The sequence below is a fragment of the Desulfosporosinus acididurans genome (genome assembly GCF_001029285.1).
In the GTDB taxonomy this organism is placed as follows: Bacteria; Bacillota; Desulfitobacteriia; order Desulfitobacteriales; family Desulfitobacteriaceae; genus Desulfosporosinus; species Desulfosporosinus acididurans.
Genome location: NZ_LDZY01000003.1, coordinates 165,603 through 178,220, shown reverse-complemented (window position 1 = coordinate 178,220; position 12,618 = coordinate 165,603). Strand labels below are relative to the sequence as shown.

General features: G+C 44.5%; 8 protein-coding genes. 7 read left to right on the top strand and 1 reads right to left on the bottom strand.

Annotation, left to right across the window (positions count from 1 at the left end):
- Positions 1-45 precede the first annotated feature (45 nt).
- The 3 genes from DEAC_RS04640 (at position 46) to DEAC_RS04630 (ending at position 3,657) form a co-directional block, all read left to right on the top strand.
- Positions 46-1,191, top strand: a complete 1,146-nt coding sequence (locus tag DEAC_RS04640; RefSeq protein ID WP_047808873.1) for a murein hydrolase activator EnvC family protein — start codon at positions 46-48, stop codon at positions 1,189-1,191.
- 72 nt (positions 1,192-1,263) lie between these two features.
- Positions 1,264-2,445 carry a S41 family peptidase gene (locus DEAC_RS04635; RefSeq protein WP_047808872.1) on the top strand — a complete coding sequence of 394 codons (1,182 nt, stop codon included), beginning with the start codon at positions 1,264-1,266 and terminating at the stop codon, positions 2,443-2,445.
- A gap of 165 nt (positions 2,446-2,610) precedes the next feature.
- A complete protein-coding gene (locus tag DEAC_RS04630; protein WP_047808871.1) occupies positions 2,611-3,657 on the top strand; it encodes a hypothetical protein in 1,047 nt (348 codons plus the stop codon).
- Positions 3,658-3,660: 3 nt separating this feature from the next.
- Here the strand turns inward: DEAC_RS04630 and DEAC_RS04625 are convergent, their stop codons facing one another.
- The gene (locus DEAC_RS04625) at positions 3,661-4,503 is read right to left on the bottom strand and encodes an HDOD domain-containing protein (RefSeq protein ID WP_047808870.1); all 843 of its coding nucleotides are present in this window, start codon (positions 4,501-4,503) and stop codon (positions 3,661-3,663) included.
- Between the two features lie 151 nt (positions 4,504-4,654).
- On the opposite strand from DEAC_RS04625, the gene DEAC_RS04620 reads away from it, so the two are divergent.
- The 4 genes from DEAC_RS04620 (at position 4,655) to DEAC_RS04605 (ending at position 12,532) form a co-directional block, all read left to right on the top strand.
- Positions 4,655-6,046: a substrate-binding domain-containing protein gene (locus tag DEAC_RS04620; RefSeq protein ID WP_047808869.1), complete on the top strand. Its 1,392-nt coding sequence runs from the start codon at positions 4,655-4,657 to the stop codon at positions 6,044-6,046.
- Between the two features lie 458 nt (positions 6,047-6,504).
- Positions 6,505-8,553: an excinuclease ABC subunit UvrB gene (gene uvrB, locus DEAC_RS04615; protein WP_047808868.1), complete on the top strand. Its 2,049-nt coding sequence runs from the start codon at positions 6,505-6,507 to the stop codon at positions 8,551-8,553.
- Between the two features lie 48 nt (positions 8,554-8,601).
- Entirely contained in the window at positions 8,602-11,457 is a 2,856-nt protein-coding gene (gene uvrA, locus DEAC_RS04610) for an excinuclease ABC subunit UvrA (protein WP_047808867.1), read from the top strand.
- Between the two features lie 76 nt (positions 11,458-11,533).
- The gene (locus DEAC_RS04605; RefSeq protein WP_047809057.1) at positions 11,534-12,532 is read left to right on the top strand and encodes an alpha-hydroxy-acid oxidizing protein; all 999 of its coding nucleotides are present in this window, start codon (positions 11,534-11,536) and stop codon (positions 12,530-12,532) included.
- Positions 12,533-12,618 lie beyond the last annotated feature (86 nt).

The following is a 12,618-nucleotide window of genomic DNA, read 5'->3' as shown; positions in this document are numbered from 1 at the left end:
TTCCTTAGCACGTTTTTGAATCTGTGAGTCCTAGGGGGGGAGTGTATGTCCAAGAAAAAAGTGAGCCTAATCGTGACACTATGTCTTGCGCTGCTTATAACCTCAAGGGTGCCCACTCAGGCCAGCGAGCTTAACGACGCAGTAGAGCAGCAGCAATCAATCTCCAGCCAAAAGAATCAAGCACAGAACAAATTACACCAATTGACCTATACTGCTGATAAATTGAAAGTGCGGCTTGTTCAGTTGGATACCCAAATTTCCGCCGCCCAGTCGCTGCTAGCACAAAAGCAGATTGCTTTTACCCAGGCACAAACTCAAGTCCAGATTGCACAGAAAGAATTGGCACAGAAACAACAGGAGTTAGACGATCGCAGAACCGCCCTCGGGAAACGAGCGCGGGGAATTTATGAGAATGGGCAAATTAGCTATTTTGAATTGCTCTTTCAATCTGCCAATTTGGGTGACTTTATAACGAGGATGGAATACTTTAACAAATTGATAGCTAATGATCACAAGTTATTAACAGACATTAAGGATCAAAAAGAAAAAATTACTCAGAAGACGCAAGACTTGCAAAAAAAGAGGGATCAAGCCGCTCAGCTGCAAGTTCAGGCGGCAAAGGCCAAAGCGGACCTAGATGGCAAAAAGGCACAACAGCGAACAGCCTTGGAGGAAAATCAGAAAGCAGTACAAGCTTCTTATGACGAAGTAGAACGTCTGCAAACAGAGGCTGATGCTCTTAATGATAAGATTCGAAAACTCCAGGCGGCTCAAGCCGGAAAAAACAAAGGAGACGGCACTATCTCCACCTGGCCCTTGCCTGGGCATTATGAGATCAGTGACCCTTATGGTTGGCGGACTCATCCTATTACCCATCAGCAAAGCTTACATACGGGGACAGATATAATGGCTCCCATGGGTACCGAGATTCATGCTGCCGGAAGCGGGGTCGTTATCGTGGCCGGTTGGAATGTTGCCTATGGCAACATGGTCATCATCGATCATGGTCACGGGATTTCTTCGCTTTATGGACACCAATCAAAATTGAATGTTACCGAAGGGCAAACTGTGGAAGCGAATCAAGTGATTGGCTATGTTGGTTCCACTGGCTGGAGCACTGGTCCGCATTTACATTTTGAGGTAAGAGTTGGTGGAAACCCAACGGATCCACTGCAATTTTTCCCCCACTAAGGGATAAGCAGTATTTCTGCAGGGGGATAAGCATATAATAGAGCAAGACTTGAGGAAAGGGTTTGACTTTGAGTGCAGGAGTGGAATTGGAAAAGAATATTAAAACCTATTGGCGTTGTCTTACTTATAGTTTGTGTGCTGGTAACCGCCACCGTAGGCGGAATTGTGATCGCCAACGTCGATAATATTGGACGTTTGGTTCACGTTGTCCAACTTATTCACAACGATTATCTCGAGAATGTTTCGAATGCTCAGTTAGTAGAGGGGGCTACGAAGGGAATTGTTGACATTTTAGGGGATCCCTACTCAACCTATATGAATGCTCAGGAGAACCAAGAATTGTTTCAAGTCCTTGAGGGTAAATTTGGCGGCGTGGGAATCGTTCTAAGTTTAAAGGATCCTAAAAAACTTGTAGTTTTGCGTCCGATCAAAAATTCGCCGGCGAGCAAAGCGGGAATTCAGCCTGGGGATGTTGTAAACAAAATTAATAACACTGATACAGCCGGGATGGATCAAGATAAAGCGGTTAATTTGATGCGCGGTGACCCCGGAACAAAGGTCGTCTTAGGCTTATATCGGGCGAGCACAAACAAAAATTATACGGTGAGCTTGACGAGGGAAGATATTACAGTTCCCACCGTTGATGGGGAAACATTGCCAGGGCATCCCAATATTGCTTATATTAATATTACTCAGTTTGCCTCAGATACCGGCGATGAATTAAAAGATACATTAAACACCATGAATATCAAAAAATATAAAGGCATAATCTTAGATTTAAGATATAATCATGGCGGCGAGCTTAATGCGGCAGTTCAGGTTGCAAGTTATTTTGTTCCATCGGGACCTGTAGTGTATATAGTTGATAAACAAGGTAACGTAGATACTAAAATGGCTGCCGGAACATATCTAGGAATGCCCTTAGTTGTCCTTGTCAATGAAGAGAGTGCTTCAGCTGCGGAGATTGTCTCCGGTGCCATTAAAGACGATGAAACCGGAACTTTAGTAGGCGTGAAGACTTTTGGCAAAGGGATAGTCCAAACAATTTTCCCTCTTGATGCAGGGACGAGTGTTAAACTAACGACGGCGAAATATCTTACTCCTAAAAAGATCTCTATCCATAAAATTGGAATTGAGCCCGATGTGAAGGTTGAACTGGGCAAGGGCCAGCAGGCTACTCTTTCACCGACGGATACTAATTTTGATCCTCAGCTTTTAAAAGCAGTTCAAACGTTGCAAGGGAAATTTAAGTGAACTCGGGAACGATTCCCACTTGTAGAAAACTAAACTAAACTAAACGAGGTTGCTGCAAACCATTTTGCAGCAACCTCGTTTTTTATCCACTAGCTATAAATTCACCCCCGCAGGCCCAGTTGCATAGACTACGCTGATATAAAAAACAACGGGGGTTGGTTGAGGATGGGAAATAAAACAGGGGTGAGACATTACTTTGGTGAAGGAATAACGACACGAGGGTATATTTCCCTGCTGCCCAATATGATGCCTAATTGGCAAAGAGTCTATGTGCTGTTAGGGGGGCTCGGAACGGGTAAATCGACCCTAATTAAAGTAATTGGCTTGGAATTATTGGATCGGGGATACGAGATTGATTTTATGCGTTCTGCTCGAGACCCGGATTCCATGGCAGGTTTTATTATGCCGCGTATGGGACTGGTGATGCTGGATATGATGGAAATCTCGCCACTGCGCTGGCGTGCGCCGGGAGTAGTGGAGACGTTTATAGATTTCAATCATTTTTGCGATGAGCAAAAGCTTGAGAAGCAGCGGTTACATATTCTAAAGCTTGAAACCCAGCTTCAGCTGCTTCAACAGAACGTGGAAGAAGAATTGGCAGCTGAATTAAGTTCTTTAATCGGGAGAAGCACAGCAAGAAAGCACAAAGGTGAAGATATGTCTTGGATTTTGAGCAATTCCGCTCATTTAAAGGTGAAAAAGGAAAATACCGGTCCTTGGCCACTGGCAGAGAATGCTGTAAAACTACTGCAAAAGAGTAGTATTAATCCGTATTTTTTGCATGGCTTGACTGCAGAAGGCTGGCTTAACCTTGCGCCTTATTTCCTCATGGACTTCGATCAGATACGTCTTGAAGGAGACGAAACGTTGGATGCCTTAGATTGGGTTTTAAGTGAAGCCCAACAACTTGGGCAATTGATCGAAATTGTGTTACATCCTCTTAACCCAGATGAAGTCATAGGAATTGTATTTCCGGAACGTCATTTGGCTATTTGGCAAGGGAATCCGGATAACTTAGCTGACCAGGGTTTGGAACGGCCATTTGGTGAAAAACTAATTGAAGCATTGGCAGTTTGGCAGACCCACAGGTCACAGCTTAAAGCTTATTATACCGAAACCGTAGATTTTGAAAGGCTCGATGGCTACAGGGAAACTATTCTCAATAACATTTTGGGAGACTTAAAATTAATGGGTGATTTAAAGCGGGTTTGATGTCTAGCCAAAAATGGAGGGATCAACGAGGTACTCGCCAACTTCTGCAATAAGACGTTCTAGATCTTTTTCCTTGAGGTTAAAGCGGTCTAGAATTTCTTGCTGCAGGGGGTTGAAGAAGCTGTCTACACCGCCGCCGGTACCGAGTAAGCTTGCCAAGCCATTAGCAATATGGATGATTGATGCTAGATCAATGTGGTTTTGGGCCTTTAAGGGAGAATGATGGTAAGAGATCCCTTCCACCAGGTCATCCGGCAGATTCCAGTTGATGGCTAAGTATCCGCCGACCGTTGCATGGTCATAGCCAATTACTTTTTCTTCAAGTTCAACATAAGAAAGGGCGGATTCCTGGACTTTCCTAACCAAAACAGCACTGACTTCTTGTATATAAATGGAAATAACTAATTTCCCAATGTCATGAAGCAAACCAGTGGTAAAGGCTACTTCGGTAAAGGGAAGTTTTAAATATTGACATAGGCGCTTTGCTGCCATAGCTGTGAGCATGGAATGTTTCCAGAGACCTTCTTGTTCAATTTCGTAGCCAATAAGACCGGTTTTAAGCATTGGAGCTACGGCAGAGGCCATGGCCAATCCTTGAACTGTCTGAAATCCTAACATAACGATTGCTTCTTGCAAAGAGGAAATGCGGCGAGCGTAGCCATAGTAGGCGGAGTTAGCCTGTTTCAGTATCCCGGCAGCTAAAGCAGGATCTTGTCCAATAACAGCTTCCAGTTCTTTTACTGTAGTAGAAGGATTTTTTGTTAATGTCACGACTTGTACGGCTGCAGTAGGCAGAGGAGGAAGAGCGTTAACACGATTAAGAATATGTTCCAATTTGACAGGCAATTTCAGCACTCCTTTAAGCTATTGAGAAGTCATACAAATTAAGAAATAGTCGAATGTCACTTAAACAAGCAGTTGGACAAACTGCATTATTTTAAAGGACAAGGGAAAACTAAAGACAAGACAAAATTAGGAGTTCGAAAGGAGCGTTTCCATGGCAAAAAGAAAACGAACCCTAGTTAGTTTTTTGAGTTTTTGTTTATGTCTTAGTTTAACCACAAGTGGCTGTGGTCTTCAAGCCCTTTTAGGCAACAAAAACAAAACTTCTTCAGCCAGCACGTCGAAAACTTCAACTATAGCAGTTTCGTTAAATGATAATGATCCTAATAAATTGCTGATTACTAAAGGCATTGATGATTTGGCAAAGAAAGAAGAGGTTAAAGTCAAATATCTTGGTGCCAGCGGATCCGGAGATGATTCAGCCTTAAAAGGAGCTAAAGTTTTGATCTATCAGGCAGGAAACGCCAATCTTCTGAAAAATGCCCAGACGAATAAAGTTCCCGTCCTAGCGCTCAGTCAAGTACCGGCAGGCATTAACCTCGCAGGAGTAGTAACGCCGGATCAAGAAAAAACGGGTGAACTTATGGCCCAAGCCCTGGTAAGCAAAGTCTCAGAGGGGCAAGTCGTCATTTTACAGGGAGATCCCAGTGAAACAGGTTCACAAGAACTTTTGGCCGGGAATAAATCGGTGCTCAGCAAGTACCCCAAAATATCCCTGCAAACGTTTGCCAGTCCTTCGGGCTCGGAATCAACAGTGAAGCAAAGCCTGACTGATTATTTGCAAAAAAATTCCGGAAAGGTTCAGGCTGTTTTGGCTCATACGGCAAAATTGGAGGAAGCCGCCAGCGATGCTTTGAAACAATTACAATTAGCTAAAAAGGTTTTGCTGATTGGAGGGCAGGCAACTATCCCTTCTCTGGAACGGATGGCGAGTGGAAGTCAGGTGAGTGATGTGGATACCAACCCCTATCTCCAAGGAGCAAACGCCTTTCAGTGGGCTCAAAAAATTATTAACAAAGAGCCTCTTGATATCAGTGATTCTATTACCAGCGAGCAAGGAGAAATTCCTGCCAAGATAATTCAAGTTAAAACCGTGACTCCTGAAAATCTGGCTGTTATTCAAAAGAGTTATGTTAAAACGATGCAGAGTGCTGAACAAGATCAAAAACAGCAGACCGCAAAGGCTAAACCTCAGAGCAAAAGCCAAGGAGACAGTAAAACCCAAGGAGACAGTAAAAACAAAGGAGGGGATCAGCAAGGGGCAGGCGGCAGTGAAAATCAAGGCCAAAATTCAGGCAATGTTCCTTCAGGGGTTAAAAAAGTTACGGAAACAGTTAAGACGGAAACTACGCGAGAGTATTTAGATGGCCAGGGAAAAGTCATAGGAACGGAAAAAACAACCAACGAACAAGTTAAAACGGTGCCCCCGGAAATGTTGCAGCAAGAACAAAAAGCTCAATCCTCACAAAGTTCATCACAAGGCCAGGGAGATCAGTCACCTCAAGAAAAAGTCGGCAGTGGAGGCAGTGGAGACAGCGGAGGCTGACATAAAACATATACAAATAAAAGAGTCACGGGGAACATACTGATTAGCTCCCCTTTTAGTGGACGGTTTAAAAACGAAAAACTATTTACTAAAAGGAGGAGCTTTTATATGGTGCAGCGAGAAGCTCCCCCATCCTCTATAGATGAGATGAAGCGCTGTCTCAAAATATTACCGGAACACCAGTTCCAAAGTTGTTCTCTATGTAGTAAAATAAAGGTATCAAATAACATACCATTTTTATTTAAATGATTTCGCAAAGGTTTAGAATAATAAGGATCTTTTGGCTGCTTAAGTAAACTAGGGTCTGATTTGTTGAATGCATATCTCTCTAGAGGTAAAATAAACTTAGAAAAATTATAATTATATGCTTTGCACTTAAGTTAAATACTAACTTGCATATTTCGTAAATAAGAATTATCTTATTGTAATTATCTTGCTTTAATAAAGGGGATCGAAGGATGGAATTTCGTTTGCATGCTCCATACCAATCTTCGGGGGATCAACCTCAAGCCGTCGAATCTTTGGCAGCCGGAGTGAAGGAAGGACGGCGTTTTCAAACCCTGCTTGGGGTCACCGGCTCGGGTAAGACCTTTACCATGGCAAACATTATCACGAAAGTACAAAGGCCAACCCTTGTTCTGGCCCATAATAAAACATTGGCGGCGCAGCTCTACAGTGAATTCAAAGAGTATTTCCCGGAAAATGCCGTAGAGTATTTTGTGAGTTATTACGATTATTATCAACCGGAGGCTTACGTTCCCTCCAGCGATACCTTTATTGAGAAGGATGCTTCAATTAACGACGAGATAGAAAAATTGCGGCACTCTGCTACGGCGGCGCTTTTCGAGCGGCGAGATGTTCTGGTAGTTGCCAGCGTTTCCTGCATTTATGGTTTGGGTTCACCTGAGGAGTATCGTGATCTGGTGCTTTCTTTGCGACAGGGACAAGTTATTGACCGCAATGATATTTTACGCAAATTGATTTCAATTCAATATGACCGTAATGACATCGCTTTTACTCGGGGAACTTTCCGTGTGCGCGGTGATGTTGTAGAAGTTTATCCGGCATCATCTAGTGAAAAAGTTCTTCGGGTCGAGATGTTCGGTGATGAAATTGAACACATTTACGAAATCAATGTTTTAACAGGGGAAATATTAGGCGAAAGAAACCATGTAGCAATTTTTCCTAATTCTCACTATGTAACTGCCCACGAAAAGGTCATGAAGGCTGCAGAGAATATTGAACTCGAATTAACTGAACGTCTGCAGGTATTGCAATCGCAAAATAAACTCTTAGAGGCCCAACGTCTTGAACAGAGGACACGGTATGATTTGGAAATGCTCAGAGAAATGGGCTTTTGCAACGGGATTGAAAATTACTCCCGACATTTAACGTTCCGAGAACCGGGAGAGACGCCTTATACCTTGCTCCACTATTTCCCAGAAGATTTCTTGCTTTTTGTCGATGAATCTCATGTTTCAATTCCCCAGGTGAGAGGAATGTACGAAGGAGACCGTTCACGGAAGACTACGCTTGTAGATTTTGGCTTTAGGCTTCCGTCTGCTTTAGATAACCGCCCCTTGACCTTTACCGAGTTCGAAAGGATAATTAACCAAATAGTTTTTGTCAGTGCTACACCGGGTCCTTATGAACTAGCTCATTGCCCGACAGTTGTTGAACAAATTATCCGTCCAACGGGTCTCCTGGATCCGGAAGTGGTGGTCCGTCCGACGAAAGGTCAAATTGATGATTTATTGGGAGAAATTCGCGAGAGAATTTCTCGCAGCGAAAGAGTCCTTATAACCACGCTGACCAAAAAAATGGCTGAAGATTTGACCGATTATTTAAAAAACCTGGAAATAAAGGTAAAATACCTTCATTCTGATATTAAGACTTTAGAACGTGTGGAAATCCTGCGCGAGCTGCGCCTGGGCATGATTGACGTTGTTGTTGGGATCAATCTTCTGAGGGAAGGACTGGATTTGCCTGAAGTTTCCCTGGTAGCCATTCTTGACGCTGACAAAGAAGGCTTCCTCAGATCGGATCGCTCACTGATCCAGACCATTGGCCGCGCTGCGCGTAATGCTCAAGGAAAGGTCATCATGTACGGAGATAAGATAACTCAATCGATGCAAGTTGCCCTCGACGAGACAAATCGACGCCGGGCAATTCAAATGGCTTATAATGAGAAGATGGGAATTATCCCGCAAACGATTCGCAAGATAGTTCATGATGCGCCGGAAGCAACAAAAGTGGCCGAAACCAAACAAGCATACGGATCGCAGCTTCCGCCCGAGGAGCTGGCTGCCCTTATTGCGAGCTTAGAGCAAGAAATGCGTCTCGCTGCTCAAAACCTGGATTTTGAACGAGCGGCAGAAATTCGTGATGCTATGATAGAATTAAAAGGTGAAGAAAATAAGTATAAGATGACAAGCCAGCAGCGCGGAAGCGGAAGTCGTTACAACCGGGCTAAAAGTAATAGTAAAAAGAGAAAGAAAACAAGTTAGACAAGGGAGTGGATCTCTTGTCCCGTATATACAATTTAGGAGGCAATCATGAGCCAAGAATACTTGCGTGTGCGTGGAGCACGCGCTCATAATTTGAAGAATATTAATATTGATATTCCCCGGGACAAACTGGTCGTAATTACCGGCTTGTCTGGCTCCGGAAAATCATCGCTGGCTTTTGATACGATCTATGCTGAAGGCCAGCGGAGATATGTAGAATCACTTTCTGCCTACGCCCGGCAATTTTTAGGGCAAATGGACAAGCCGGATGTCGATTCTATCGAGGGACTTTCGCCGGCAATTTCCATCGATCAGAAAACAACGAATCGAAATCCCCGTTCAACGGTGGGAACAGCAACGGAAGTTTCGGATTATTTGCGTCTGTTATATGCTCGTATAGGTCACCCTCACTGTCCAAAATGCGGACGTGAAATTTCACAACAAACTGTTCAACAAATGGTAGATCAGATTTTGGAGCTGCCAGAGCGTACGAAACTTCAAGTTTTGGCTCCTTTGGTCAAAGGGAAAAAAGGAGAACATCTTAAAGTTTTTGAGGAGGCCCGCAAAGCCGGATATGTGCGAGTCCGAGTTGATGGTGAAATTCATGATTTGAGTGAAGAAATCAAATTAGTGAAAAACAAAAAACATTCAATTGAAGTCGTGATTGACAGAATAATTCTTAAACCTGAGAGCGCTGAACGTTTGGCGGATTCTTTAGAGACGGCACTTAAGCTTGGCGAAGGAAATGTTATTATCGATGTCACAGAGGGCGACGAACTGCTGTTTAGTGAAAATTTTGCCTGTCCTGACTGTGGTATAGCACTGGAGGAAATTTCGCCCCGGCTTTTTTCGTTTAACAGCCCTTATGGTGCCTGCCCCACATGTACGGGTTTAGGTGCTAATTTGGTTGTAGATATTGACTTGATTATCCCGGACCGTTCTAAGTCCTTGTCCGAAGGCGCCATAGCACCCTGGGCCAAATCGACCTCGACCTACTATCCCAAAATGATGGAGGCCGCGGCCCAGAATCTCGGCTTTAAGATGGATACTTCACTGCAGGAACTCTCTGAAAAACAATGGCAGGGTCTGCTCTATGGCACAGAAACACCTATTCGCTTTCAATACCATAATATTTTTGATCAGTTAAAAACCTATCATTCAAACTTCGAAGGGCTAGTCCCACTGTTTGAACGTCGTTATCGGGAATCCGCCTCTGACATGGTACGTACCGAAATCGAAAGTTATATGACGGAACGGCCTTGTCCTGACTGTCAGGGAAAACGCTTAAAACCTGAAGCCCTGGCAGTAAAGGTGGGCGGTATTTCCATTGATGATTTATCCCGGCTTTCCATTACGGAGGCGATTGACTTTATTAATCACTTGACATTAACGCCGAAAGAAGAAACTATCGCTCATCAAATCTTAAAGGAAATCAGAGAGAGATTAGGCTTTCTAATCAATGTGGGATTAGACTATCTTACCATGGCTCGTTCCGCAGGTACGCTCTCCGGAGGAGAAGCTCAGCGAATTCGCCTTGCCACCCAAATTGGATCAAGCCTTATGGGCGTACTTTATGTCTTGGATGAACCAAGTATCGGGCTTCATCAACGGGACAATGCCCGGCTGCTTTCCACCCTAAAACGCTTAAGGGATTTAGGAAATACGTTAATTGTCGTCGAACACGATGAAGACACAATGCTTGAAGCTGATCATATTATTGACATTGGCCCGGGGGCGGGGGCCCACGGCGGTTATGTAGTCGCTGAGGGAACAATTCAACAAATTATGGCCAATAAGAAGTCCGTAACGGGTCAGTATTTAAGCGGGGAAAAACAAATCCCCGTACCGGAGAAGCGGAGAGAAACTAATGGCAAATGGTTGGAAGTACTCGGGGCTCGGGAAAACAATCTCAAAAGTATTAATGTACGGATCCCTTTAGGGCTTTTGACTTGTGTTACCGGGGTTTCCGGGTCGGGAAAGAGTACTCTGGTCAATGAGATCATTTATAAAGGCCTGGCTGCAAAGCTAAACGGAGCTCGGAAGCGTCCTGGTGCTTTCGATAGTTTGGCAGGATTGGAGCACCTGGATAAGATTATTGATATTGACCAATCTCCTATCGGACGAACCCCCCGTTCCAATCCGGCAACGTATACAGGTGTTTTTGATCTGATACGCGAGCTATTCTCCTTGACTCCTGAAGCTAAGATGAGAGGTTATAAACCGGGTCGGTTTAGTTTTAACGTTAAAGGCGGACGCTGTGAAGCGTGTCACGGAGATGGAATTATTAAAATTGAGATGCATTTTCTCCCCGACGTTTATGTTCCTTGTGAAGTTTGCGAAGGAAAGCGATACAACCGGGAAACCCTTGAAGTTCGTTATAAAGGGAAAAGCATTTCTCAAGTTCTGGATATGACCGTAGATGAAGCCGTAGAGTTCTTTCAGGCCGTTCCTAAAATTTCCAGGAAACTTCAAACCCTTCAGGATGTCGGACTCGGGTACATTCATTTAGGACAGCCGGCGACAACCTTATCCGGAGGAGAAGCTCAACGCATTAAACTAGCCACAGAATTAAGCCGGCGCAGTACGGGAAAAACCATCTATATTCTTGATGAACCTACTACCGGACTACACATGGCGGATATTGATAAGCTTCTCCAAGTCCTGCATCGTTTAGTGGACGCCGGAGATACTGTACTAATTATTGAGCATAATCTCGATGTAATAAAAACTGCCGATTGGCTTATCGACCTTGGACCTGAAGGAGGCGATAAAGGAGGCGAAGTTGTTATCACAGGGACGCCTGAGGATGTGGCCGCTTTTCCTTCATCCTATACGGGACAATATCTCGGACGTTTTCTTTCTCGGGCGCAGGCGGAGGATTTTGGAAAGATTATTAATTCTTAATCGAGATTTCTAATCTCTAGTTGTGAGAGTGTTGGGTCACTGCTAATTAAAGGAATGTGGGGTATGAGTAATGAAAATGACGATGAAGACAGTTCGCGAAGCCGCCCGTGAAAAACTTAAGGGATATTGCCGAGTTTGTCCTGAATGTAATGGCAAAGCTTGTGTCGGAGAAGTTCCGGGGATGGGCGGTGCCGGCACTGGTGCTTCCTTTAAGAATAACGTTGAAGCCCTGGCTGCCTATCGGATTAATTTAAGGACACTCCATGGGGCTAAAAATCCCAATACAAAGCTGGAGCTTTTTGGACAAGAATTGACTACCCCGATCATTGCCGCTCCGATTACCGGCAATAAGTTCAATATGGGCGGGGCCTTGAACGAAGAGGAATGGGCGGAGGCTATTCTTCGAGGTTGTCAAGACGAAGGATCTTTGGGAACGACCGGTGACGGCCCGGACGTAGCCCTGTATAACAGTGGTGTGGATCAAATCGCTAAATTTCAAGGACGCGGTATACCTTTCACAAAACCCAGGGAGCCTGAAGAAGTCATTAAATGTCTTAAGCGTGCTGAGGAAGCCAACGTTGTTGCCGTTGGCATGGATGTTGACGCTGCAGGTTTGATTACTATGGCTGTAGGCCCTAAGCCGCTGGATGATCTGAAATTGATTATATCCAGTACGAGGCTGCCGGTGATCCTTAAGGGAATTATGACTGTTGATGAAGCAGAATTGGCAATTGAAGCCGGTGCGGCGGGAATTGTTGTTTCTAATCACGGAGGACGAATGATTGATCATACTCCGGGAACGGCTGAGACTCTGCCGGAAATTGCGGCAGCTGTCGATGGACGAATTGCTGTTCTCGTCGACGGGGGAATTCGATCAGGGGTTGACGTCTTAAAGATGCTGGCACTTGGAGCGGATGCAGTCCTGATTGGACGTCCTCTTGTCATTGCTGCCTATGGCGGAGGCGCTGAGGGAGTAGCCTTAACTGTTCGCAGGCTGACAAACGAATTGAAACAAGCTATGATCTTGACAGGATGTGCTTCCTTGAATGATATCAGTATGGACGTCATCTTTTAAAAATAGGAAACAAGCATAGCAGAATGCACGAGGGCCTTCCATTAATATAATGAATGGAAGGCCCTCGTGCATTCTGGCACAAGAAT